This window comes from Halomonas sp. A020 (assembly GCF_027943625.1).
Classification (GTDB): Bacteria; Pseudomonadota; Gammaproteobacteria; order Pseudomonadales; family Halomonadaceae; genus Vreelandella; species Vreelandella piezotolerans.
This window is the reverse complement of record NZ_AP022850.1, coordinates 150,824-176,546: the sequence shown is the minus strand read 5'-3', so window position 1 is coordinate 176,546 and position 25,723 is coordinate 150,824. Positions and strand designations below refer to the sequence as shown.

Sequence of the window (25,723 nt, the reverse complement as noted above, 5' to 3'; positions counted from 1 at the left end):
ACTCGTTAGCTGCTACTGGCACCACCGACGATGCCACTTCTCAAGCCGCTTTCCTGACCGGAGCGGCTTTTTAAATGATGAGACACGGTGTCTTCTGGGGAGCCTGCCATTTCACGGAACATGCCCATGGAGCCCAGCAGAGCCGAAGATTCGTAAGGCACGAAGACTCGCTCGCCGTCTTTCGCCATCGTGGGCAACACTTTGATATAGCTTTGGCCAAGCAGGTAACCTACCACCGTGCGCTTGTTCTCTTCGCTATCGCCAATAGCGCTCAGCACCAGCTTGATGGACTCCTGCTCACCCTGGGCGCGCAGAATGGCAGACTCTTTATCGCCCTGGGCATTCAAGATGGCGGATTCACGCTGGCCTTGGGCCATGGCAATGGCGGCCGATTTTTCACCCTCGGCTTCGGTCACGGTGGCGCGACGCTTCCGCTCGGCTGCCATCTGCAGGCGCATGGCCGACTCGACCTCTTCCGGCATGGCGATATCCTGCACTTCCACACGGGAGATCTTGACGCCCCACTTGGAGGCGGGCTCTTCCATCGCCGCCTGAATCTCGTTGTTGACCTCCGCGCGGGACTCGAACAGTTTATCCAACTCCATCTTACCCACCACCGAGCGGAGCGTGGTTTTCGCCAATACCTCGACGGCTTGGCTCATGTTTTCGACTTCATAGACCGCCCGCTTGGGATCGATGATTTGGTAATACAGCGCGCCATTGATGCGCACGGTGACGTTGTCCGTGGTCACCACGGGCTGGCCGGGGAAATCCATCACCGTCTCGCGGCGGTCGATGCGGGTCTCATCGGTGGTGATGGCGGTGTACTCCTCGCCCATTTTGCGATAGCGCAGCATAGTGATGGCGCGGGGCTGTTCGATGAACGGAATGATGATGTTGATACCGCTCTCCAGCACGCGGTGAAAAGAGCCGAGACGCTCGATCACCATCACTTCCGATTGGCGAACGATCACCAAGCCTTTCGAAATGATCAAAATGCCGATGACGACGATGATCAGGCTAATCAGTAGGCCGGGGCTTATCGGTAAATCCATGTCAAGACTCCTGGGTGTTGGGGGTGGCGCGTGAACGATCATCCGTGTCGGATGGCGTTAAGGTGACCAGCGCGGTCGTGCCTTCAAAGCGTTTGAACACGACCTGCGTGCCTTCGGGCAGCTCGGTTTGGCCACTTTCGAGCACACGTAAACGGAAAAAATCGCCATTCACTTTAATGCCGGTGGCCTGATCATACTCGCGTAAAAGCGTGGTATAGCGGTTGCCTTTTTCGACGCCGGTACCGGTGGTGCCGTAGGCAACCCCTTTGGGGGAGAAGCGTGGCCGAATCACCATCACGCCCACCGGCACCATCACGCCGGCAAAGACGCCCATGCTGAGCAACTGCCAGGGCAGCGATAGCCCCAATGCCGTGACGGCGGCGGTCAGCGCCGCCGCGATGCCGAGCGCCAGCAGCACCATGGCGCCCGAGGTCAGTTCGGCAAGACTCAACAGCAAGGCGAGCACCAGCCAGCTGTAAGCAGGGTTCCAATCCATATTGACTCCATGAATGACGAAAAAGATTGTTTAACAGAGTAACGCACTTAGCCCATATTGACCTGTGGGCTGCCTATAGGTTTTACACTTCGTTCGGCTTTATTGGTAAGTGTTAATGGTTGTGACACGCGATCACGCGTTCCTTCATCAGGAGAAGTCTATGTCTCGTTATGTTGCACTTCGGGCGGTGTCTGCAAAGCCACGTGTGATGCCGGTACTGAGCCTTTGTTTGCTGTCAGGCTTTTTAATCTCCTCGAATAGCTATGCGCACCATCACACAGAAGAGGGGCATGGCGGCCATCAGCAGCATGGGGGAGAGCACAGCGCTACCCATAGCGACAACCCTGCTGTTATCGCTTATCGAGCCGCAAATGATCGCATGCACAACGATATGAATATGGCGTTTACCGGCCAACCCGACGTGGACTTTGCGCAGGGCATGATTCCACACCATGAGGGCGCTATCGCCATGGCAGAAATTGTGCTGGCGCACGGCGAAGATGACGAAATTCGTCAACTGGCCGAGGACATTATTGCCGCCCAAGAGAGTGAAATTGCTTTCTTGAAAGCGTGGTTGGCTAGGCAAGGGTATTAACGCAAGCATTGAGTAGGGTGAGCTAAAGAATTAATTGTTTGACTCTGTAATAATGCGCGATTCATTATTTAAAGAGGTATGTTGCCTCGATACTCCCGCTCTTTTGTGAGTCCAAGCGGGAGTTGCATGTCTTTTTGTGAGATAGTCTCTCAGCTTTATTTTTTCTTAGCTGCTTTTTCCTAACTTTTCAGTGCCTAAGAGCCACCTCCATTGTTAACTTCGTGTCAGCTGATTTTTTAGTTCGCTACTATTATTGCTGACTTTTTGGGTAAACCCAGTAAGAAATAATCCGGTCTTCTTCATAATCATAATTTAACTTCATCTCATAGGTTCTATGAAATCTATTAGGTGACCAAATTCGTGCCTCATTAGAATATTCACATGTCAAGGTTTGTCTAGACTGGTAAAATTCTTTACATTCTTTTGGATGCATTTTTCTCCAGCTAACTCGAAGATTGTTGGCCATCCAGTTAAGCTGTGTTATTTTATCTTCGATCCACTCTCTTGGGTTAATACTCGTCTGGCTAGCTTCTGAATAAGATGGCCACGCTCCATCGAAATCCATTTGATAAGACTGATCGCTTTCATTGGTTTTGTTTTCTCTCACATATGTTTTACGGTATATCTCTCTATTGTGAGATGAAAGCAAGTACAATGTTGCTTGCTCATGATCTTGATTCTTAATAGCTTCAATGAAGTTGGTCATTGTAGGGTGAGGGGGAGGCCCTTTTGGTTGCATGTATAAAAATATTGATACTGAAAACGTCGCTACTATTGAAAATATAATGATCTTGAGTTTCATTTTAAAAAAAGCTCGCCGGTTGAACGCCAACCGAGAAATAGTTGGCGTAAAATTTTATTAAGATATTAAGATGAGTAGAGCTCAGACCTAAACAGCCGCAATTCGGCCTCTACAAATCTTTTTCTTGCTTCTTCATTTTCACAGTTGATTGTGCTGCAGAATTGTTCATCTAGACTATACTGTGAAATTGTATCGCTAGCTTCTAACGAAATATTTTTAGCCGCTTCAATATTGCTGTTTCTATGATACGCTTTGGCAACTTCCAGTTGCACGATAGCTATGCTTAGCGAATTTTGTAAACTGGGAATAACTTCGTTAGCTTCTTCAATGTCTCCTTGTCTAGCCAGCGATATCCCATGGCTTTCCAAACGGTGGTTGCGAATTTCAGGCGTGGGTATTGCATCAATGATAATACGCTGTATTTGAATTTCAGAAAGCTCATCTGATGCCCTGTCTTCGAGCGCTAATGCTTCTGATATTATATCCTCGGCAGTCAAGTCAGATGAAAGGATTGAGTTTTCGAGAAGCTCTTCACCTTTTTTGGTAGCTGCATAGCGTGTACGAAGTCTTTCTATTTTGTGTTTCGCTTGACTATAGATTGTAAGCTTTTCGATGATAGAAGTGTTGTTTTCTAACGCATCGATTGCTTCAATATCTTTCATTAAGGACTCATGTAGGCTGTTTGCTTCACGCTCTTCCTTTGAACATCCTGCCAAAAGTATTGTGATAATAATTAGGGTAATGAGTTTTATCCAAAAATTCATTTTCTTCTCATCCTTGATGATGTTTTTGCTGTGATTTTGAAGTGTTAAAGAATAGGTCTTTATCTTCTTGGTTAAATTCATTTCGCATGCTTTTTGAGGTGTTTATGCTGTTGGTTTTTAAGTAAAAATTAGATAGGAGCTCCCTTGTGGTTTGCCAGGCAATACTTGCGTTCAGCCAAAGAATCATTTTTAATTTTTTTCAGCTGCACTTGCATGAGAGATAACTTTTTTCATTGTTGGAGACCTACAGCCAATACCTTGCTATTTAGCAGCTTGCGTCTCGTCATCCAGCGCCCAGGCGAGCGGCGCCATGAGCGCTGTCAGCGTTAGCCCTGCTAACTCTGCCCGCCAGCCAGAGCGTTGTATTAACGGCATCAGGGTCCAAACTTCTCTGGAAAGTAAGAGAGGGGCGGTTCGAGGTTGAGCCATTCATCCATTATGCGTTCTCCTTCCTCGCGCTGTTCTGGGGCGACGCTATCGTGGTAAGCACGCAAAGCATTTTCAGAGGAAGTGCCAGGCACCTCTTGGTTGATAGCAAGGAAGATAGCCCATCCTTCTGCCGGATTTGGTTCCGGAGCTGCTCGGCATAAGCTCCGCCCTTCTTCGTTAGGTGCTATATGACAAGCAGCTAGCCAGCCTCGCCCATTGATATGCCCTGCTTCAGAAGCTTTTGTTATCCATTTCCAGGCCTCTTCGGGCTGATCTAAATGATTCAGAACAGAAGCAAGATTATTCATTGCTGGCGCATGACCCGCCTCTGCCGCTTGACGAAACCATGGCTCTGCGGCTTCTAAGCGCTCCACGTCGTTGGCGTAACTCTCTTCATCGTTACGGGCAATTTTGCCGAGCAAGTTCATGGATTCCACGTGGCCTGCCTCAGCGGCGCGCAGTAACCACTCCATGGCTTTTTCTTCGTCGGGCTCTTCGACGTAGAAGTAGATGTCATACAGGACGGACATCGCCTCAGGATCACCCGCCTCGGCCTTGGGTAAGGTCAGTTCCAGTGCCGCCTGTGGCCAGTCATCACCGTTTTCGGGGCAGACATTACCTAGTTCACAGGCACCGCCATCGAACAAGCGAAGCATGGCGTAGGGTTCACCGTGTTGGGCCGCCTGATAGTACCAGTCTAGTGCGGCTTGGTTCATGCCGCCCATGACCAAGCGGCGGTTCGCTTCGCCCAGGTAATACATCGCCTCTGCATCACCAGCCTCTGCTGCTTGTTCTAAATAAGATATAGCTGTTTGTGGTCTACTGATACCATATAGCCGCATGCCTTCATCCTTGGCAGCTTGCGTCTCGTCATCCAGTGCCCAGGCGTGCGGAAACATGAACGTTGTCAGCGTTAGTCCGGCGAATATCACGGAGCGTTGAATTAACCGCATCAGGGGCCAAACTTTTCTGGGAAATAAGAGAGAGGCGGTTCGAGGTTCAGCCACTCATCCATCATGCGCTCTCCTTCCTCGCGCTGTTCTGGGGTGACGCTTTCCCGATAAACACGCAGTGATCGTTCTGAAGAAGTGCCGGGGACCTCTTCATGTATAGCAAGGAAAATCGCCCAGCCTTTTGCTGGCTCTGGGGCGGTAGCAGAATTACATAGAGTCAACTCTTCCCAATCAGGTGCAATGTTACAGGCAGCCAACCAGGTTCGTCCGTAAATATGTCCTGCATCGGAAGCTTTGTTGACCCATTCCCATGATTCCTCGGGCTGGCCTAGGTGGTTTAATACAGATGAGAGGTTATGCATGGCAGGTGCATAGCCCGCCTCTGCGGCTTGGCGGAACCATGGCTCTGCCGCTTCCAAGCGCTCAGTGTCGTTGGCATAACTATCTTCATCGTTACGGGCAATTTTGCCGAGTAAGTTCATTGATTCCACATGGCCTGCCTCGGCGGCGCGCAGTAACCACTCCATGGCTTTTTCTTCGTCGGGCTCTTCGACGTAGAAGTAGATGTCATACAGGACTGACATCGCCTCAGGATCACCCGCCTCGGCCTTGGGTAAGGTCAGTTCCAGTGCCGCCTGTGGCCAGTCATCACCGTTTTCGGGGCAGACATCGCCTAATTCACAGGCGCCGCCATCGAACAGGCGCAGCATGGCATAAGGTTCACCGTGTTGGGCAGCTTGGTAGTACCAGTCCAAGGCGGCCTGAGATAGCCCACGGCTAAGTAGTCTATTAGCCTCGCCTAGGTAATACATTGCCTCTACGTCACCACTGGCTGCGGCTATTTCTAGTGGAGGTTGCATCTTTTCCCACTGATGAATACCCCATAGCCGCATGCCTTCATCCTTGGCAGCTTGCGCCTCGTCATTCGGAGCCCAGGCGTGGGACAGAAAGGACGTTAGCGTTAAACCGGCTAACATTGTCAGGGTAATTGATCGCATGATGTCATTCCTTTCATAGCCATCTTATTAACTGGCACAGATGTCAGTCCCTAGGCCAGCAACGTACCTGCGATAATCAATCTTTGAACCAGGAACATCAGGATTATCAGTGCCTGATATCCGTTCCATAAAACGATCCAAGGCCAGCTTATGGTTATGATAAGCGGTGTCTGGATAATTATGGGGCGGTTGACCGTTGGCGGTCATTCTGACCACTGCTTTGGTAAACAGGTATTGTGAAGGGGTGGGGTCTTCGCGGCTGAAGCGGCAAAGCGGGCCGTAAACGCTCATGGTGACGCCTTCCACTATCCAGCCCAAGCAGTTGGCAATGGCCATCTGCTGAAAATCCAGTGCTTCCTGAGAACTAAAGCGTTGGATTCTTCCGGCACTCCTGCCCCTGCCGGGCTCTTCTACTTCAAATGCCCTTGGCTCACTAACGAGTAGATATAGCAGTGCTCCGAGCCCTTCTGGGGTTAATTGCTGCACCCAGTCACGCATTTTGTCTTGTCTTGGGTCATTAACAATTACATATGCAATCGGCCCCGCATTTTGGCCACCCGTCATGGCGTTGTAGAGCCGTTCAATACCGGCTTGTCCTCGTGCGGCCAGTAGACCGACGTTCAGCAGGGTCGTGGTAGCGAGGTAGCCCAGCCAGCTCATGCTTTCGTAAGCCTCTTCGTCGATCCACTCGGGCTTCACGTAGTTGTTGTCCACCATGGCGCGATGGAGCATGGCGAGCCACAGGTCCAGGCTATCGACATCCAGCTCTACCGAGAGCCCACCCCCTGCGCCTTTACCAATGACGACACGTGCGGCCATGCGCAACACGAACTTACCGTTCTGCATGCCCAGCGCGAAACCGAGTGTCCCCCTAAGCCTGCTGCAAGCTTTAACGCTAGGGAAGACCAGTAACAGTCTTCCCCTATTGGGGGTAAGTCACAATTACTTTGATGTCTTTAACCGTGATCAGATGTGTCCTGAGAAGAGGTGCCCTTGGCATCGGCGCGTTCGACGAAGCGGTCTTCCTTGTTGGGCGCGCGGCCGTAGGCGTTGACGTCTTCGGGCTCGGCGGTATAGCTGTCGCCATAGCCGGGCACGGAGTGGGCCATCAGGTCGGGGCGACTTCCCCAGGGCGCGGCGTCGACGGTCTTGCGGTGCTCTTCACGAAGTTGCTTAAGCTCTTTCTCGCTGGCTTTGGCGTAGAGGTCACGCCAGTAGGTGGCTGGACGGCCGCGCTTACCTGCCTCATCGAAGGCTTTCGTAGTGGGGTCGAGGTGCCGAAACGGCTCCAGGCGGGGGATGTCCGGCAGCGGCTGGCTCACGTCCATGTAGCGGCCGAGCATGTCCCACATGGCATAGCGCTCGGCGATACTGCCGGTATCGGTGGGGAAGGTGAACTCCAACGGCAAGCCACTGTGCTTGTCCTTGCTAAACTGGGGATAGCGATGACGCACCTTGAGGGAGTGACGCTGATTGCCCTTCATGTCTGCGGCCATCTCGATAAAGGCATCGAACTCGTAGAAAGGAAAATTGCCCTGAAAGCTCTTGACCAGGCCCGAACGACGACAGAAAGCAACATCATCTGACCAGTCCTGGTTACTCTTGTAGAAACGAATACTATGCTTCTCAAACAGAGTTTTAAATACAGTTGCCACCCCACACAAACCTACCGTAATAGCTAGAGGCGTTAGAGCAGCCAAGATAGTATCTGCGGCAAACAGAAACAAAATCGTGCAGACTGCAACTATACTAGTAAGAAACCACCCCCCTCCCTTCCCCCCGCCTGGGCCAATAAAGCTAAGTAGATGCGTCCAGAAAACAAACCAAAAGCGAAAAAAACGATAGACTAGGCTGATGTCTTCATCGACGAACTTTGACCAACGCAACTCGTTTATATGATTAAAGTCATGGAAATCATGATCGCCCATATACTCGTAGTCACGATACCAACCTCCGGAATATTCATATTCAAATTCCGATGGATTAATGCCTACATAGTGACCCCACGGCAGACGGGCGACGTCAAAGTTACTTCCCAGTTTCCCCCAAACGCTTTTTTCTGGCGGTGCTGCCTGGCGGGGAATGGCGTCGGCCCGGAACGCGGTCTCGGCATAGAGATCTTGTGGTTGATCCGTCTGGCTCATACTCCAGCTCCTTGTTTGTTCCACACCCAGGTCAGTGTCGAGGGTTGCGCTGCAAAGGCAACGCTATCTTCCAGCTTACGATGTTGTCTTTCGACTGGGTCCCAGTATTCCACGCTACCCTGGCCTTCAAGATCTCCAGGGGTTATGCGTACCAGATAACTGCCCTGGTAGTATTCGCGTTGATAATCCGGCTCATGGCGGAATTGACCATGACTGGCCGCCAGCCATTTGGCGGGCACATCGCCAAGCCCCGTGGTGGGAACCCCCAGGCGACGCCACTCCCGAGGAAGGCGAATGCCCAAATAACGCACCGTTGGGTCATCTGGATCTTGTTTCGAAAGATCCACCAGTATGCGGCGGCTATCCATGGGGGCGTATTGATAGGTGTGACGCCTGTCCGGCACAGGGGCCGAGCAGTTGGCTTCAACCTGGGAGATGGGCAATTGAAACTCGCCATAGCGCAGCCCGGGGCAGGTCATGCGAATAGCAATAGCGCAGTCAAGGAAATCCGGATCGATATCGACTAAGCCTTGGGGAGCCACCAGCGCGAAGCGTGCTTGGAAAAGTCCTTGCAATAACTGGAAATATGCATCTTCGGAAGAAGCTGACTGAAGGTCTTTGAGGTAATCGTGCTTGTCTACCTGCCGAGCATCATCCTCGGCGTCCTCCGCCAAGGCCTGAAGCTTCCCTGCCAGTTCATCTTGATGATTCCCGAAAGGTCCATAACGTACCCAGAGGGAGAGACGATCATCGCGAGCGTTGGTAGCCATGTACTGACATACCAACGCTACCCCGAGGCTGACCAGCATCACCGGTACCGGGCGCGGCGTACCCACCAAGCCCAAAAGCCCATGCAAAAATCGATTGCGCACGAGGTTCATCCTGGCGGCGTTCGACAACCCTTGGCCGTAGCCAGCCCCGACATAGGAACCCACTCCGATGGCACCACTGGCACCCGCTGTCCAGCCAGCCGACTCCTTCAGCCCTCGCTGATAAAGTTGGTATGCATCAATAGCCACCAGTGAAGCGGTGAATAACCCAGCTGCGAATGCAAAAGCCCCACGAACTTGACCAGCCTCGCCCATGGCTTCTTTCCATCTAGGATTATTGATCCATCGTTGATCAAGAAACTCATTGGTCTTAACTGTCCACCCCCAGCGGACATTAGACAGCTTAAGGCCCTGCAATGTCAGTAGAGAGGCATCAAGAGCGGCACTGATAACCCCACCAACTGAGCGAGCGCCGAAGTCTTCATCAACGGCATACCCAGATACCACTAAATTATAAACCTCCAGCACCACCAACCCCGACCAAAGCCCCATATACCCCGTTTGGGTCCATCGAAAGGCCTGCTCACTGGTCACTTGACCGGTCACTTGGGCACGGCCTGTGGCCGCTGGTGACGAGGCGACGTCGCCGCCCAAGACATTGCGGGCGGAGGCGGCTTGAAGGGCGATACCGCCTTGAGCCATCTCCTCGGTCAACGGTTTGAACTGGCTGGGCAACAGCCAGTGAACGACGCCGTCGGTATCGACTACCTCGATGGGCAGCCCCCCCATCAAGGCACTTTTGAGATCGGCGACATCGGTGGCCAAGGTAAGGGTCATGGTCTCGCCCAGCTTCAGGCCCGGCACCGCGTTGAGCAGGGACGGCACGATGCTGCTGGCGACGGCGTCCGTACCGTTGAGCGCCATGCGGGCGCTACTCATGGCGGGCCCCAGATCACCGACTTCTTCATCAAGGCGCTGCTGCCAAGCAATCAGTTGTTCCCCGGTCGGGGTAGCGACCTTGTCTTGCTGGTTCAGCACGTTCTGCGCGGCCGCCTGCAAGCGTTCTAAATGCCGGGCATAAGAGCTGCCCCAAACGTTCGCGCTGCAGTTCTCCTCGGCAAACAGCAGAGGAGAGCAGGCATGGGCCGCCTGTTGTCGAGAGGCCGCGAACAGCGCTTCAAGAGCTTGCCGACACTGTGCAGGGGCCTGGAGGGCTTGGGCTTCTTCGGGCGTTGCTTTGAAGTCGAGGCAGTTCAAGCCGATTTGTAGGGTCTCGATACACCGAGCCAGCAGCGCGTAAGGCTCCAGGTGGTTGATATCATCAAACAGCATGGCGTCGCGCAGGGTATGGCAAAAGGCCCCCGGTGATGTGTCATTAAACAGCGCCACCAGCGCAGAAAGCCGCTCGTCGATCCGCAGGCGAGCTAGGCGGCGCTCTTCCTCTTTGATCAAACGAGCGAACAGGCTCTCTCGGGAGCGGTTTAGGCGCGTGTCGTACCAAGTGTCTAGGTAAAGCGGGTTATCTTCGCCCTCGGGGCCGTAAGGCATGAAACAGTTAGCCTGGATCAGCTCGGCCGACTTGCCGTGCGGATGATATTTCATCCCCTCTGAGAGTACCCAGAGCAGTTCTTGGCCTGCTTGAATGTCCTCGATGAGATGACCCATCACCTGTTTGGGGTCGCGCAAGAAAATAGCGCAGAGCTGTTTTTCGCGGAGCTCCGTTAGGCAATCCTCGAGGCCTTCTGGTGCGGGCAGCAGGGCAAGCGAAGCGTCATCTGCTCGTTCGTCATCGCTCCTGCAGGCATTGTTCCACTGCTGCACGAGACAGCTACGTAGTGCAGGGGCGAAGTGCCGTTGGCGCGTTTGTTCATCGATATCCGGAGGCGTTGCCTGCTGTTCGTCGGACTCGAAAAACGCACGCTCGACCTGTAACTGCTCAATGAGACGGTTCCAGCCTGCTGCGGTGATGTCTTCCAGATAGTCCCTCGCGCTCCCCCACGCTTGTTCGTAAATGGCATCGCGCGGGCGCATGGGGGGCAGCCAATCCATGGCGGCCTTGCCTGCGCACTCGTCTCGGTTCGTCTCCAGGCTGTGGGCGTACATGTTACGCATACTGCCCTGCAGCATGGCACTGACGGACGATTCATTGAGGGCGAGTGGCTGACAGCGTTTCTCGATCAGGCCTGGGTTGGCTTCCAACTGCTCGATATGTGCCCAGGGCCATGGGTGGTCCGAGAAGGCAAGGCGTACATCGGCTGTCTTTCCATCGAGCTTGAGGGGCAAATGCAGATGGGCAAGGGCGGGGCCGGTAAACTCACGAACGGCCGGGATCTCTCCCCCTTGCTGCCGATAGGTGGAGATATCACTGTCAATGAAGCGCGGTGCTTGGTTGGTCTCACCCGATACTACGAGCTCCCGAATCAAGCGCCCGTCGAGAAAGACATAAAGGAACCCGCCACGGCACGGCCCCGCCGCCAGCTCCTGGTGGTCGAGGTACAGCATGGGGACCGTCGAAACCATCAGATGGTGTTGAAACGCCCGTTGTGTAGGTATCAGGCCACATTGAGATATTTCCTCGACCTGAAGCAGCGGTACTTCAATGTCGCCTATCTTTTGCACTAGGCGATAGTTGGCTAACTCATCTTCGAGATATTCTTGCTGGGATTCGACGATGGGCCCGAAACGGCCTTCCGACGCGTCTCCCTCTGCCAAGTGTTCCTCTGCGGCGTCGCCCTGATAAAGCCAGTATTCGTTCTGGTCATTATCCGCATGGCGACCGGTGATCTCCACGTAGATTGCCTTGGGGCTGCACGCATGGTTCTGTGACATTCCCGTGTCCTTTGTCATGTCATTGACTCGAGCGACAGTGCCTCGATGAAGTGTTCCAATCCGTCACTCGTTATCAGCTTGTCTCGTGCCTGTTCCACCGCTTGTTTGCGTGACAGGTTGCGTTGCCAAGTGTGGTGCCAGTAATGCTCCAGGGCCTGCCAAAGGGAGGCGATGCCCTCGTCCCCTTGTTGCAATAGGTCGAAGCGATATAGGGCATCGCCCAGCACGGGCATCAGTCGGGAAAACTGCCGCAAGTCGTGCAGGCGCTGCTGAGTCTCGGCGCTCAGCCGAAGGGGTTTGTCACTCGGTAGGCGGCTGCCGCCCGCCGAGAAGTGGCGTTCATAAACGGTACCGGCGGGGCTCGGGCAAAGCGGCCACGTCCAACAAGCGTCCTCACCCAGTAGCGCAAGGCGGTCAACTGAATCGAGCTGTTGCTCCCCCAGCAAAAGGCGCAGCGTGGTCTTTTCATAAAAGCGCAGCAAGCCCTTTCCATTGCCAAGCGTATTGATGGTCAGGCAGGCGGCCAAGCGTTGCTTAAGGTCATCTAGCGCAGTCGGTGTATCGATGACGACCATGGAGGCATACGGCAACCAGTCTGTACTGCACTGCTGCCACATGTTCGCGTTGTGTGTGATATCCAGCAGCAGGGGACCGCTCTTTCGCAGGGTGTGATAGGCCGTGCCGTCGTAAAGCCAGCGAAATTGAGGTTGGTTCACCAGCGTGTAGAAACGGCGCAACACTTCGCCCTCTGGGAGGCTGGCCGTATCGATCAACCAGTAGCGATGTGCGCCTCGCTCTGGGAGGCTCATGGCATAACGCATCAGCTCGCTCTAGCTCGGCATGGGCAGTCAGCCAGTGGGCAACTGCCATCGGTTTGTTTTTGGCATAGCTGTAGGATACTGGCCTCCTTGGCCGACGCTTCCAGCAGCGCCTCATGCGTGATGGGCGGTATCGCCTCACTTACCTCCGCCACTGCCCGCCCCGGCAGCAGCGGGCCTTCAACCGCCTGCCCTGAACCATTACCAGGGCTGCCGCCTGCGTTGACCCGCACCTTCGGGCCGACCATCGTCACGCCGCCGCCGTCCAGCTTGAGAAAACTGCCCCCGGCGTTCAGGGTGAGTTCGTTACCGGCTTCCAGCACCACCTTGTGGCCTGCCTTGATGTGCAGCTCTCGGCCACTTTCGCTAAGCCACGCTTGACCTGCCTTGATGTGCAGCGTGCCTTGTACCGTAAGGTGCTGCTGGCCTTCAGTGTGCTCAAAGCGGTTGCGGTGCACCGTGTGGTGATCGTCGTTGTCGATCTCGCTGATGCGGTCGTTCTGCACCTTCAAGAAGCTGTCGTGGCGGATCTCTTCGGTGCGGTCATTCAGCGTTAGCAGCTCCAAGTCTTTCTGGGCGTGGAGCCAGATTTGCTCTTTGCCCGCTTCGTCTTCGAAGCGCAGCTCGTTGAAGCCTTTGGCTTTGTGGCTCTGGGTGCGCAGTACCGTGCGGGTCTTGTGCTCCGGCAGCGGGTAGGGGGCGGTGTTCACCGCGTGGTAGGTGCGCCCGGTGACCAGCGGTTGGTCCGGGTCGCCCTCTAAAAACGACACGATCACTTCGTGGCCAATACGCGGAATGGCGATGCTGCCGTACCCGCCCCCAGCCCAGCCCTGGGAGACGCGTACCCAGCAGCTGGCGGTGTCGTTGGGTTCCGCGTAGCGGTCCCAGGGGAACTGCACTTTGACCCGGCCGTGTTCGTCGCAGTGGATCTCTTCACCTTCCGGGCCCACCACGAAGGCCACCTGGGGGCCGTCTACCCGCGGTTTGGGGTTGGCGGTGGCGCGCCAGGGGGCGTCGCCGGGGATGAGGGTGACCTGGTTGTAGTAGCGGGTCATGCCGTTGGCATCCGCTTGAGTCATTCCGTCTTCTTCCAGGGCCTGAGGCTGCTCACCGTAGTGCACCACGTCGATGGCTTGCCAGTCGCGGTTCAAGGTGTCGGTGTCGTGGTCGGTGAGGGTGAAGCGGACGCCGGGGGCGAGTTCGGGCAGGTCGCTGTCGGCGTGGGCGGTGAGCGCTTCGCGGCGCAGCTGTTCCAGGCGAATGCGGCTGAAGGGCTTGCCGGAGGCGTCCTGCTTGTAGCGGCCGGGGTAGTCGTAGTGTTCGTAGTCGTCCCGCTGGCCGTGGGCTTCCACGTCGCGGCCCTGGTGCTCGTGGAGCTGGGCATAGGCGGGGGTCTTGAAGCTGTAGTCCTTGAGGGTGGCCGAGGCGGTGGCCACCCGAGCGGTGTGGCGCAGCTTGCGCACGTGGCGCTGGGGGGCGGTGCCGCCCGCCCGGCTGTGGTAGCTCCGTTCACCCACGCTGGTCAGCACGCTGGGGTCGTCGGCGAAGATCAGGTGATGGCTGTTCTCGTCAAATTCATGGAAGTAGAACAACCCCTCTTCGGCGGCTAGACGTTCAATGAATGCCAGGTCGGTCTCGCGATACTGCACGCAGTACTCGCGCTCCGGCAGTTCGCGGTTCACGGCAAAAGCTACGTCGGTAATGCCCCGCTCGTCGCACAGGGTATTGATGATGGTCAGCGGGTCGACCTTTTGGAAGATGCGCGAGTTGTGGCGCAGCGAGAGTCGCCATAGAGCGGGGCGTAGTACCAGCGAGTAAAACGTGCGGCGGTGGCCGCGGTCGCCCCGGCCAAACTCGCTGATGATGCCGTGTACCCGGCGCAGTGGCTCGCCATCCTGCCAAATCGTGAGGCTGGCCTCGCGGTCGAGTAACTCGGCGGCATCGAGGCTGCCGTCGCGGCTGGCCAGGTTGAGTACCAGCTCGAAAGGCTGGGAGAGGGCTTCACGGTGGGTGAAGTCGATCACGGCCACGTCGTCAACGCCGGGTAGCGTCACGGTAAAGTGCAGTCCGGTGCTGAGTGCCATGCCCCCTCCTGGGAAGTTTCAATGCTCATGAGTACAAATGAGAAACGCTCAGGTTAATCATCAGAATCGATACTGCAACCCGCCAAGGCGACAAAGCGGCAATGTCTTACAAGCCGTGTCGGCAATCTCTTACAAAATGCGCGTTGATTGATTAAAAAATGAGCAGATATGGCAGGGTGGGGCTGGCAAGAAGTGGTAATCTTCGCCTCTGATGGCGATGAAAAGGAGAGCCGCGTGTCGGGTGTGATTTATGGGTTGGATATGGCGGGGGTGATCGTGTTTGCCCTGTCGGGCGTGATTTTGGCCTGTCGCTCGCGGATGGACCCGTTCGGTATGCTGGTGTTGGCGGCGGTGACGGGCATTGGGGGCGGTACGCTGCGCGATTTGGTGCTGGGTGTGCGGCCGGTGTTCTGGGTGACCGACCCTACCTACTTGTGGGTGATCTTGGCCACGGTGGGCGTGTCGCTGGTGGGGTTTCACTATATTCACCGGCTCTCTCGGGGCTTTTTACCGGTGGCGGATGCCTTTGGGCTGGCCTTGTTTACCGTCATCGGCACGCACAAAGCGCTGCTGCTGGGCACCTCTGGCGTCGTCGCGGTACTGATGGGCATGATGACCGGCGTGGCGGGCGGCATGATTCGTGATGTGCTGGCCCAGCGGGTGCCGATGGTGCTGCGCGAAGAGATTTACGCCACCGCCGCCATGGCGGGTGGAATTGTCTATGTCGCGCTGCAGGCGCTCGATGCGCCACTGACTATCGCCATTGCCGCCTCGCTCAGTGTGACACTGGGGCTGCGCTTAGCGGCGATTCATTGGCACTTGGCTTTGCCGGTGTTTGCCTGGGTCACGCTGCCGCTTAAACACCAAGACGCCAACGCGCCGCTGTCGACACCGCAAAAGGCCAAAGAGCGTGTACGTATGATTCGTCGGGAGCGCACGCGCCGCTAAGGCCTGGGAAAACGCTGGGCGTCGCGCCAGCGGTCAAACCAGCGCTTGGGCTGGAGTACACGCAGGGCCGGTTCGCTGTCGTTCAGCTCCACGCCAAGGCCCACGGCACCAAGCCGGGCATAGAGGGCGCCATTGGCTTGGCCGTTGGCTAGGGTCACATCGGAGAGCAGTCGCAGCGGCCCGCCTGTGAGCGTGAGATCATGCAGGCGTATTTGCTCTCCGCTCATCGCCAGTGCCGCACTGCCATGGATGTCATGCACGTTCAGTAGCCTACCCAGCCAGTCTCTCTCCCGGGCGCGGGCGAGAAAGAGCCGTGCCAAGAGCCCCGTATCGCGCATCCCTAAACGTAGCTGGCTAGTGAGTTGAATCGGATCACTCCACTCCAGTTGCGCCTCCTCCATGGTGAGCTGTACCCACCAGCCCGCATCCTGAGTGCCATCGTCGCTGCGACGAAAGACGTTTTCCAAGCGCAGGTAAGAGTCGTTGGCGGTGAACCGACGTGTCTCGATATCGCCTTCGGTAAGCTGTAAATGCAGCGTCACGTCGCCCCTCAGGCGCTGCTCCAGTAGCGCCATCTCGGTGTCGAAAGCGCGCAGCGTGATATCACCTTGGGCACGCAGCCCCTCCAGCAGCCATTCGCTTGTCAGGCTGGCGTTGCCGGAGAGAAGCTCGACTCCCGCATCTTCTGGCAGGTAGCGGTTGTAGCGGGTAATGTCCGGCACCTCGGTGATGGGTAGCGCAACGCGGGTGGTGAAGTGTTCGGGAGCGGGTGAGTCCAGCACGTCGCTAAAGCGGTCGGTTTGGGTGGTGAGCGCAAAATGGCGGCCTTCCAAATGCGCGCGGTCGTCCTCTTGCTGCCGTAGGACAAACTGCGGAATCCCCAGCGAAAGCTGCGCCTGCTCGGGGCTGTCGAGCTGGGCGGTCAGCTCGCCGCGCCCGGTGGCTAAATAGTCGAGGAACGTCACTTCTAATTGGTTAGCATTGATCCGCAGCCGCGTCGGAGCTTGCAGCGCGTCATCGATGAACGCGCCCTGCAAAAAGAGCTGGCCGTTGCCGGATAGCGTTACGCCGTGGGCATCCGGTAAAAACGTGTTGAGAAATCCCAGCCGCTGCACGCTGCCCTCCAGCGTGAACTGCCCGCTAGGCGTAGCGTTTCGGCGCTGGAAACGGCCGTTGCGCAGCACCAGCGTGCTCTCCAGCGCTTCGCTGGGATGTTGCGGGTCGGCGACTTGCCAGCTCAGCCGCGAGCCGCTGATGTCCAGTGCCGTGCCATCCAGCGCCGCTTGGCGAATCGCCAGTGTGAGCTGCGTATTGCTCACCAAGGTGCCGCGCTGCCCGCTACGTTGCCAGCCGGTGGTCAGCGCGTTGCCGGCTAGATGAAGCTCTCCGCTTAGTTGCTCGGTCGTGAGGTTTAGCTGCCCATGGCTGGTGGCCGTGCCACTGTTTAACGTAAGCGGAGAAGGGCTGGGCAACACCGACGCAAGGTAGGGTTGTAGCGTTTGGATATTGGGCAGCGTGGCGTCTTCCCAGCTCAGTTGCGCCGTGGCACTTTGTTGGGCCTGCTCGGGGTCGAGGGGGCTTTGTGCCGCTAGTGTTAGCGCTGCGTTTGCCAGCAAGGTGCGCTCCTGATGGCGCAGCGTGGCGTCCGTGAAGGCCAGTTTTGCCGTTATCTGTTCCTTAGTAGAGAGCGCCGCGTCGAGGGTACCGCTGCCTTGCGCGGTGAGTTCGAGCAGCTCTGCGCCTAGCGTGGGGGCTTGAACGGTTAGCGATGCTTCGTAAAGGCGTGCATCCTGGAGCGTCGCGCTGGCGGTGATGCTCCCCTGGCCGGAAAGCCGAACCCCTTGGCCATCGAAAGCCGTTGCGAGATAGCGGTCGAGCATGTCGAGTCGTGTCACTTCGCCCGATAGCTCAAATGACGCACGGGTGGGCAAGTCGAGCTGATCCAGGCGCTGATTGGGAATGTGGGTAGCGAGGGCGAGCTGGGTATTCGTCGCGTAGGGATGCGTATCGGCTAGCGTGACGTTTTCCAACTGGGTCGTGAAGCGCAGTTGACCCTCTTCCACGGCGAGTCTGACGCGCCCCTGGCCCGTGGCGGTATGCGGCGGCGGTGTGTCATCCGCTACCAGCCAGCGGCGCGTGTTATCGGTACTTCTCAAGCGCTGCTCATCCATCGAGAGGGCCAGCTCGGGGGCTGCTAACGTCAGTTCGCTGTCCGGCTGCAGTTGGCCCTCGGCGAGCGCAAGCTCGCCTTCCAACACGCCGCTGCCTACCAAGCTTAGCCAGGGCAGTGCCTCTAAGTAAGGCATGAACACATCCCAAGCGTCGGCTTGAGCCGTGATGGCAAGCTGGGCGGTGAGGGCGTCGAGCAGCGCCTCCGTCAGCGCATCGTTACTTTGCTGGGTGGACAGTGAGTCCAGTGACGCCGTACTGCGTAGCTGAATGTCCTGCACCAGCGTGGTTTGATCGCTCAAGCGGACGAGGCGGCCCTGGGTAATATCCAAGCCTACATAAGGCACGCTGAGGGTCTCTTGGCTGAACTGGGTATCCTCGACCTTCAGCTGGCCCTCTGCTTCCAGGGCAATGTCCCCGATGGTAAAGCGGCGAATGCCGTTCGCTTCCAGTGCTTGAATATGTAGCTCTCCGCGCAGCAGGGCAAGCAGCGATAGCGACAGGGTGGCTTGGCTGGCCTCGACGGTAATCGGTAGCGCCTCGTCTTCCCGGGCTAGGTAGAGGTTGTCGACCGCCCAGCGCCCTGGATGAAGGCTCTGGGCGTTCGTCCAGCGTACCTCGACCCCTTCGATGGTGGAGAGTCGTTGCGGTAGCCATTGGCTGTTAAGCAGCCAGTGGCTGCCTACTAGCCAGATCAGCACGAGGGCTAGCGCGCCAAACAGCAGGACGATCAGTGGGCGAAAACGACGTGGTGCAGCGGGCGTGTCACGGGACATACGGGCTTCCTAGCAGATGACTCCTGTTGGCGCGTGTTTTATGGCATTATGCGCGACGTGGGGCAGTTATGGGTTTTCGATTTCAACGCTAGGCAGGCAGCAAAGCCATGTTCAAGGATTTTTACGCGCAGCGCGGAGAGTATGTGGTGATCTCCGCGGAGCAGGCCAGCCGCTTCGCTAAAAGCGTGGCTGGCGACTACAACCCGATTCACAACCCGGATGCGCGGCGTTTCTGCGTGCCCGGCGACCTGCTGTTTACGCTGGTGCTGGTGAAGTTTGGGCTGTCGCGACAAATGGAATTTCGCTTCACCAATATGGTGGGTGCCGACACACCGATCAAGTTTAGTGAAACCGTTGACGGGGATATTCACGTTTGTGACGACAGCGGTAAATGCTATTTACAGGTCGTCCGCAGCGGCGATATGACGCGTGATGAGGCGGTGGTCGAAGGCTTTGCCCGCTGCTACGTCGCCTTCTCGGGTAAGAATTTTCCCCACTATCTCAAGCCGCTCATGGAGCAGCATGGGGTGATGTTCAATCCCAAGCGTCCGTTAGTGATCTACGACAGCATGGGGTTCTGCCTGGATCGCTTGGATGGCTTTTCGCCTCATTTGGCGCTTACACAATCCTCGTTGGACGTACAGGGAAAGCGTGCCGACGCGCTGCTGGAGTTTTCCATCGAATCGGCTGGTGAAGCGGTCGGTGTGGGCTCAAAGAAGCTCGTGGTGAGCGGTCTGTGCGACTACGATGCTACCGAAATGGCGGCCATCGTCGACGAGTTTTACCGCTTGAAAGCGGCCTACGAAGCCGCCTAGGGCAGTGGATGCCTACCCGTCATTGCGACGCTGCGTTAGCGCAATGGCGGGTGCCATTAACGCTACCGCTCAGGTATTCTCAAAGCCGACTAATTAAAAAAATACCCAAAGCGCCGACCGGCACTTTGGCTGGACAATGAGGCTTTGCATGAACCGAATGAAAACGCTGACGCTTGCCTGTGCCGCAGTGACCCTGGCCGTTACCTCTATCAGCGCCCAGGCACGTGATTTTCGTCTAGGGCTGATTACGCCCGCCCAGCACTTGTGGTCTACCGAAGCCGAAGCGTTTGCCCAAACGCTGAGCGAGCGCTCAGGCGGTGAGCATAGCGTTAGCGTGTTTCCAGCTCAGCAGCTAGGCAACGAAGCGCAGATGGTGCAGCAACTGCAAACCGGCGCGCTGGACATGGCGTTTCTGACCATTGCTGAAATCTCCAACCGCATTCCTGATTTTGGCGCGCTCTACGCCCCTTATTTGGTGGATGACGTGAACCATGCCGCGCGTCTGCTGCGTTCCGATGCCGCCGGAGAGTTGCTGGATCTGATGCCGGAAGGTGTTGGCTTGGTCGGTGTGGGTTACGGCATGGTGGGCATGCGCCAAGTATTGAGCCGCAGTCCTATCGAAAGCGCTGACGATCTGCAAGGCCAGCGGCTACGTATCACGCCCTTCGAGCCCATTCGCGATTTCTATACGGCTACCGGTGCAGCACCGGCCCCCATGCCGCTACTGGAAGTTTACGATGCGCTGGCCAATGGCCAAGTCGACGCCATCGATATGGACTTCGACTCGATTTTGATTCTGAAATTCTACGAGCAGGCGAACAACCTGCTGATCTCCAATCATATGATGTTCCCCATGGTGGGGGTGGTGTCTGGGCGCGTTTGGCGCGAGCTCTCTGAAGAGGATCGCGAGCTGATCGATACCGCCATGGCCGAACATCTGGAGAACGTGCTGACGGGGTTCGAAGAGATGGACGCCGCTCAGGAAGAGGAGATTCGCGGGTTGGACATCAATATCGTCGAAGCCGACGCTGAGTTTTTCTCTGAGGCGATTGCCGAGTGGGAGCGTATCTGGGCACCCAAAGCGCCCATGCTGGAAACCCTGCGTGCGGAAGCGGATCGCTTGCGCGACGAGTAGTGTCAATAAAGGCTAATAATCATCATGCTGCAACGCCTGTCCAACGGGCTTGCCCGTTGTGAAGAGATCACCGCCGCTGCCTTGGCAGCGGCGGTGACGTGTTTGATCCTCACGAATATCGCCTTTCGCGCGCTGGGTAGCCCACTTTACTGGGTCAGTGAACTGGCGATCTACGCCATGATCTGGATGACCTTCTTGATTGCTGGGGCGGTGCTGAAACGTCGCCACGGCATCGCGGTGACACTCGTGAGCGACCTGCTGCCGTCTGCAGGAAGAAAGTGGGTCATCGTCGCGGTAGATACGATGGTGCTGCTGTTTGCCCTGATGCTGGTGTGGCTCTGCTGGCGGTGGTATCAGCCGCTGACGCTGGCTCAAACCGGCTTCGATATACGGGCGTTCCAGGGCCAGACGTTCAATTTCATCTATGCGGAAAATACCTCCACCCTGGGCATTAAAAAATTTTGGGCATGGCTGATCGTGCCTTGGTTTGCAATCTCGCTGAGCCTGCACGGCGTGTCGAATCTAGTGCAATCGCTAACGGCCATGAGGGGACGTGTATGACGGTCGTGGTGTTTCTGCTGCTGCTTCTGGGCGCCGTGCCCATTGCGTTGGTACTGGCGCTCACGGCGATGTGGTATATCCAAGCCTCCGGCAATACGGTGCTATTCGACTCCTACCCGCAGCAGCTGTTTAGCGCCATCGAAAGCTATGGGCTGTTGGCGATTCCGTTGTTCATGCTGGCCGGGGAGTTGATGAACGAGGGCGGGTTGACCAAGCGATTGATTGCTCTGGCGCGCATTTTGGTGGGAGGCTTTCGCGGCGGCTTGGCCTATATCAACTTGGTGGCCAACATGATGATGGCGGCGATCATTGGTTCGGCGGCGTCACAAATCGCCATCATGTCTCGCGCCATGGTGCCTGCAATGGAGCAGGAAGGTTACGATACCCCCTACAGCGCGGCGATCACCGCCGCAGGGGGCCTGCTATCGCCGATCATCCCGCCCTCCATGCTGTTCGTGCTATTTGGGGTCATGGCTCAGGTGCCCATTGCAGAGATGTTTATTGCAGGGCTGTTACCAGGGCTTTTGTTGGGCGCAAGTTTTTTTGTGGTCATCGCTTTGGTGGGGCTGGTGCAGCAGTACCCGAAAGGGCAGTGGCCGAGCCGTCAACAAGCGCTGCATGATGCGTTATGGGGGTTGCCCGCACTGCTGATTCCCGTGATTATCATCGGCGGCATTTTGTTGGGTATCGCCACGCCCACGGAATCGGCGGCACTGGCCTCGCTGGCGGCGCTGCTGATGGGGCGCTTCGTGTATGGTGATCTGCGTTTGACGCAGCTTCCCATGGTACTCACACGCACGGCGATCAATGCCGGTCTTGTCATCATGCTGATTGCCGCAGCGGGTGTGTTTGGCTGGGTAGTGATCTACGAGCAACTGCCGCAAATGGCCGCTGAATGGATTGCTGCGTTGACCAGTAGTCCGTTTCTTTTTTTGCTGTTGGTGATTGGGGCGCTGCTGCTAGTGGGAATGGTGATCGATGGGATTGCCGCGCTGATTTTGGTAGTGCCCATTTTGATGCCTATCGCCCAGAGCCAGTTTGCGATTAGCCCTTATCAGTTTGGCGTGGTGGTCTGCTTAACCTTGGTAATGGGCTTGCTGACGCCCCCGGTGGGAGCTGGGCTGTTCATTGCCTCTTCCATGACCGGCGCACCGCCGCTAAAAATCTTCCGAGCGTTGCTGCCCTTTTTACTGGCCACCCTGGTCACGCTGGTCCTGCTGGCGTGGTTGCCATGGTTGACTAACGGATTGATTCAACGGTGATCGTCTCGCACGCGCGGTTTAGGCCGCGCTGTTGTCCGTGAGGGGCATTACGTCTACCTCCACCTCGAGCTGGTGGTCGCCGCCGCCATTCATCACGCCTTTGAGTGGTGCCACGTCCGCATAATCTCGCCCCCAAGCCAGCACTGGGTGCTGTTCACCGGCTACCGTACCGTTGGTTGGATCCAGCGCTAGCCACCCCCAGTCCGGAATCCACGCGGCTAGCCACGCGTGGGAGGCATCGGCGCCAATGAGTCGTGGTTGGCCAGGTGGCGGCTGAGTCTCCAAGTAGCCGCTTACATAGCGTGCCGCCAAGCCCACCGAGCGCAGTGCGCCAATGGCGAGGTGGGCAAAATCTTGGCAGACCCCCCGTCGGTTAGCCAGCACCTCACTCAATGGTGTGGCCAACGTAGTAAAGCTGGGGTCGTACTCGAAGGTGTCGTAAATCGACTGATTGAGCGCTAGCGCGGCATCGACCAGCGGTCGGCCGGGAGTGAAACAGCTGCGCGCAAAGGCCGCCAGCTCATCGTTACGACGAATGAACGGCGAGTCGAGCCGGTAGAGCTGCATATCGAAGCGGCTGTCGTTGCGCAACTGCTCGGCTACACGCTCCCACGCCGGAGAGCTGCTCGGCAATGGCCCGAGCGGTTGAGTGTTGAGCGGCGTCACGACGGTCACATCCAGCGTTTGGTGCACGTCTTCCAGTGCGAAGTAGAGCACTCGATTGCCAAACACATCGCGGCGCTCGGCCTGCACCTGAGGCATTGGGCTGATCGTCAGTTCCGAGGCACCACACTGCTGGTGCTGGGTTTTACGTGGCAGTACCCGGGCCTCGCTATGACAGAGCGTCACCGGTGCGCTGTAGTGGTAGCGTGTGGTGTGCCGCAAGGTGTAGTTCATTCGTCGGGCTCCATGCTGACAAGTTGGCGCGGCCGTTCCACGTGGCTGAAGTGGCTGTGGCTAATGGCATCAGAGAGCGCATTGAGCGGCGCAATCAGCTCGTCCAACAGTTGCTCCAGCGCGGCCTGCGCATCTGGAGTATCGGCCAAGTGGCTAATTCGGTCGATGTCGGCGAGATGCAGAGCGGCGTTGGCTTGAATGAGCAAACGTCGCTCGGCATTTCGGTAGGGCGACGAGCTGCCGGGCAGCCGATCCATCTGCCGTTCCAGACGTTTGAGCATGTAGCCCACCGAGCGCGGGTTGGTTTCGTCGAAGAGCAGCAGGTCAAGAATCGCTTCGGGGTGCAGCTCGCTTCGGTAGCGTCGCCGGTAGGCCGTAAAGTTATCGGTGGTGGCGAGCACCACCTCCCATAGCGCCAGCCCCGGTGAGTGGGGAGCGTTGAGAGTGAGTTTGAGCAGCGACAGCAGGCCTAACACGCGATCCAGGAAGCGGCCAATGTCCATGAAACGCCAGCCGTAATGGTGGGGCATGGTTTCGTTGCACAAGCCAAAAAAGGCGGCAATTTGCGCCGACAGCCCTTCGCAGGCACGCCGCGCCGCGCTGGCACCCAGGCTCGGGTTGAACGTATCTACCCGCTGTCGCAGTTGGTGTACCACTCGCCAGGAGTCATCTCCCAGATGTTCGCGCACGCTGCGAGCGTTACGCAGCATTTGGGCGAACAGTGGCTGCAAGGCTTGGGCGTCGCGCTCATCGAACTGGGTCAGCAGCGCCGTGCGCTTTTGCGCAAAGCCCACTAGGGGCGGCTTGGTGCTTTCCCCTTCATGGTCGAGCGTGGTGATATCGAGGGCTAGCAGCAGCTCATCTAGCAGTTGATCCGCGATCTCGTCCTGGTCGTACTCCATTAAACGCAGCAGCGCTTCGCGCAGCAAGCGGGCGCGGGCATCCAACCGTTCGCCGTAGCGTCCCAGCCAAAATAGACTTTCGGCCACCCGACTGGGCAAGTCGGTGCCATCGCGGGTGGCGACCACCGGGCCACGCGCTTGGCGTAGCTGGCTGACATGGGGTTGGGGCGTATTCGCGGTGACCCAGACATCTTTGACGATCGGGCTGCTTAACGATGGTGAGCCCGGGGAGCCAACCCACGCCAGGCCGCCGGGCATGACATGATAGTCACTAGGCTGCGGACGTTGGGTCGCGATGCTGCCAGGCATTCGTGTAACGAAGCAGCGCAAGTTCAGCGTTGCGGGGGATAACCGCTGCATGTTGGCATCGAACACTGGGGCCGATGCTGGTTGGGTACTGGCATCGGCACTAGGCAGCAGCAATTCCTCACCGAGTAGATGCTGGCATAAGGCAGGGAGGTAGTCGGCCAGCTCGGCCATTTCCAACACGCCAACGCCGAGTGCATTCGACATGGCCACGCCGCTGGCGCGAGTGGCTTGTAGCAATCCAGGCACGCCGAGTTGAGAGTCGCCGCGTAGTTCGAGCGGATCGCAGTAAGCGTCGTCGCAGTGGCGCAGCACCACATCCACGGGTTGCAGGCCTCCTAAGGTACGTAGCCATAACTGGCTATCGCGTACCACCATGTCCTGGCCTTCGGCGAGATCGATATTGAGATAGTTCGCCAAATAGGCGTGCTCGAAGTAGCGTGGGCTGCCTGGGCCGGGGGTGAGCAGCACGATCGTGGGATTGTCACGGTGCTGGTAGGCCAGCGCGGTCAACGTACGGTGATATTTGTCCAAAAAGCCCGCCAGCCGCTTGAGTGGGGCGTTTCGATACATTTCCGGCAGCGCGCGGGCCATGAGTATGCGGTTCTCCAGCGCGAAGCCAGTGCCAGACGGCGCCTGCAGGCGATCGCCCATCACCCGCCAACGCCCATCGATATCTTGAATGACATCGATACCGTGAAAGCTGATCGATGGACGGTCGCTGGGTTGCGAGCCATGGCAAGGCAGTAAAAAGTGGGGCGAAGCGAGAATGGCCTGCGTAGGAAGAAGCCCTGCATCGAACAGTGTGCGCGGGCCATAAATATCGTCGTAGAGCGCATTGAACAGGCGCGTGCGCTGGGTCAAGCCGACCTCTAGTGCTTGCCACTGCACCTGATCGATCACCCAGGGAAGCGGATCGAGCCGCCAAGAGCGGCCCTGAGTGTCTTCGTGCATGTTAAAGATCACGCCGTTCTCTGCCAGCAGGCGCTGAATCTCTTCATGCTGCTGATAGCGGCCATCCGCGCCGAGTGCTTCCAAGGCACAGAGCAGGCTCTGCCAGCCGGGGCGCAACTGCCCCTGCCGGTCGAGCATCGCATCAAACGTGCCGGGCTGTCCCTTGCCTAGCTGATTCGTGTAGTCCTCAACCAGCCCGGCAGCGCCGAGCCCGAGCAGTGAGGGAGAGACAGGGGCGGTCATGATCCTGATTGTCCTAAG

20 protein-coding genes are annotated in these 25,723 nt (G+C 57.2%); 6 read left to right on the top strand and 14 right to left on the bottom strand.

From position 1 onward, the window contains the following. Positions 1-5 precede the first annotated feature (5 nt). Both FRH_RS00835 and FRH_RS00830 read right to left on the bottom strand, forming a co-directional pair. Positions 6-1,055, bottom strand: a complete 1,050-nt coding sequence (locus FRH_RS00835; RefSeq protein ID WP_044629248.1) for an SPFH domain-containing protein — start codon at positions 1,053-1,055, stop codon at positions 6-8. 1 nt (position 1,056) lies between these two features. Then, positions 1,057-1,551 carry a nodulation efficiency, NfeD-like protein gene (locus tag FRH_RS00830; protein WP_281997560.1) on the bottom strand — a complete coding sequence of 165 codons (495 nt, stop codon included), beginning with the start codon at positions 1,549-1,551 and terminating at the stop codon, positions 1,057-1,059. Between the two features lie 160 nt (positions 1,552-1,711). Here FRH_RS00830 and FRH_RS00825 point away from each other — a divergent pair, with 160 nt between their 5' ends. Next, positions 1,712-2,146 carry a DUF305 domain-containing protein gene (locus FRH_RS00825; protein WP_275443556.1) on the top strand — a complete coding sequence of 145 codons (435 nt, stop codon included), beginning with the start codon at positions 1,712-1,714 and terminating at the stop codon, positions 2,144-2,146. Between the two features lie 250 nt (positions 2,147-2,396). Here FRH_RS00825 and FRH_RS00820 read toward each other — a convergent pair whose 3' ends face one another. From FRH_RS00820 to tssI, 9 genes are all read right to left on the bottom strand, one after another. Further along, the gene (locus FRH_RS00820; protein ID WP_281997559.1) at positions 2,397-2,948 is read right to left on the bottom strand and encodes a hypothetical protein; all 552 of its coding nucleotides are present in this window, start codon (positions 2,946-2,948) and stop codon (positions 2,397-2,399) included. Between the two features lie 65 nt (positions 2,949-3,013). Next, entirely contained in the window at positions 3,014-3,793 is a 780-nt protein-coding gene (locus FRH_RS00815; RefSeq protein WP_281997558.1) for a hypothetical protein, read from the bottom strand. 293 nt (positions 3,794-4,086) lie between these two features. After that, positions 4,087-5,094: a tetratricopeptide repeat protein gene (locus FRH_RS00810; RefSeq protein WP_281997557.1), complete on the bottom strand. Its 1,008-nt coding sequence runs from the start codon at positions 5,092-5,094 to the stop codon at positions 4,087-4,089. Then, positions 5,094-6,092 (bottom strand): tetratricopeptide repeat protein, encoded by a 999-nt coding sequence (locus FRH_RS00805; protein WP_218013973.1) that lies wholly within the window; start codon positions 6,090-6,092, stop codon positions 5,094-5,096. Before FRH_RS00805 ends, FRH_RS00810 begins: the two co-directional genes overlap by 1 nt. 27 nt (positions 6,093-6,119) lie before the next feature. Then, on the bottom strand, positions 6,120-6,938 hold the full coding sequence (locus FRH_RS00800; protein ID WP_281997556.1) for a hypothetical protein: 819 nt from the start codon (positions 6,936-6,938) through the stop codon (positions 6,120-6,122). A 110-nt stretch (positions 6,939-7,048) separates the two neighbouring features. After that, complete coding sequence (locus FRH_RS00795) at positions 7,049-8,236, bottom strand: hypothetical protein (RefSeq protein WP_281997555.1); 1,188 nt, start codon at positions 8,234-8,236, stop codon at positions 7,049-7,051. After that, positions 8,233-11,835 carry a hypothetical protein gene (locus tag FRH_RS00790; protein ID WP_281997554.1) on the bottom strand — a complete coding sequence of 1,201 codons (3,603 nt, stop codon included), beginning with the start codon at positions 11,833-11,835 and terminating at the stop codon, positions 8,233-8,235. Before FRH_RS00790 ends, FRH_RS00795 begins: the two co-directional genes overlap by 4 nt. A 14-nt stretch (positions 11,836-11,849) precedes the next feature. Beyond that, positions 11,850-12,644 (bottom strand): DUF4123 domain-containing protein, encoded by a 795-nt coding sequence (locus tag FRH_RS00785; RefSeq protein WP_281997553.1) that lies wholly within the window; start codon positions 12,642-12,644, stop codon positions 11,850-11,852. Between the two features lie 11 nt (positions 12,645-12,655). Next, on the bottom strand, positions 12,656-14,737 hold the full coding sequence (gene tssI, locus FRH_RS00780; RefSeq protein ID WP_281997552.1) for a type VI secretion system tip protein TssI/VgrG: 2,082 nt from the start codon (positions 14,735-14,737) through the stop codon (positions 12,656-12,658). Between the two features lie 234 nt (positions 14,738-14,971). Here tssI and FRH_RS00775 point away from each other — a divergent pair, with 234 nt between their 5' ends. Further along, on the top strand, positions 14,972-15,685 hold the full coding sequence (locus FRH_RS00775) for a trimeric intracellular cation channel family protein (RefSeq protein ID WP_219863908.1): 714 nt from the start codon (positions 14,972-14,974) through the stop codon (positions 15,683-15,685). Here the strand turns inward: FRH_RS00775 and FRH_RS00770 are convergent. Beyond that, positions 15,682-18,630, bottom strand: coding sequence for a hypothetical protein (locus FRH_RS00770; RefSeq protein ID WP_281997551.1), 2,949 nt, complete (start codon positions 18,628-18,630; stop codon positions 15,682-15,684). The two genes, FRH_RS00775 and FRH_RS00770, sit on opposite strands and share 4 nt — an antisense overlap. 107 nt (positions 18,631-18,737) lie before the next feature. On the opposite strand from FRH_RS00770, the gene FRH_RS00765 reads away from it, so the two are divergent. From FRH_RS00765 to FRH_RS00750, 4 genes are all read left to right on the top strand, one after another. Continuing rightward, complete coding sequence (locus FRH_RS00765) at positions 18,738-19,445, top strand: DUF3581 family protein (protein ID WP_044629245.1); 708 nt, start codon at positions 18,738-18,740, stop codon at positions 19,443-19,445. A gap of 148 nt (positions 19,446-19,593) precedes the next feature. Next, positions 19,594-20,580: a TRAP transporter substrate-binding protein gene (locus tag FRH_RS00760; protein WP_044629244.1), complete on the top strand. Its 987-nt coding sequence runs from the start codon at positions 19,594-19,596 to the stop codon at positions 20,578-20,580. A 24-nt stretch (positions 20,581-20,604) separates the two neighbouring features. Next, complete coding sequence (locus tag FRH_RS00755; protein WP_137093496.1) at positions 20,605-21,141, top strand: TRAP transporter small permease subunit; 537 nt, start codon at positions 20,605-20,607, stop codon at positions 21,139-21,141. Beyond that, a complete protein-coding gene (locus tag FRH_RS00750) occupies positions 21,138-22,403 on the top strand; it encodes a TRAP transporter large permease (protein WP_137093494.1) in 1,266 nt (421 codons plus the stop codon). Before FRH_RS00755 ends, FRH_RS00750 begins: the two co-directional genes overlap by 4 nt. 18 nt (positions 22,404-22,421) lie before the next feature. Here FRH_RS00750 and FRH_RS00745 read toward each other — a convergent pair whose 3' ends face one another. After that, positions 22,422-23,300 carry a transglutaminase family protein gene (locus FRH_RS00745; protein ID WP_044629241.1) on the bottom strand — a complete coding sequence of 293 codons (879 nt, stop codon included), beginning with the start codon at positions 23,298-23,300 and terminating at the stop codon, positions 22,422-22,424. Continuing rightward, positions 23,297-25,705 (bottom strand): circularly permuted type 2 ATP-grasp protein, encoded by a 2,409-nt coding sequence (locus FRH_RS00740; RefSeq protein ID WP_281997550.1) that lies wholly within the window; start codon positions 25,703-25,705, stop codon positions 23,297-23,299. The genes FRH_RS00745 and FRH_RS00740 overlap by 4 nt, the downstream gene beginning before the upstream one ends. Positions 25,706-25,723: the final 18 nt, after the last annotated feature.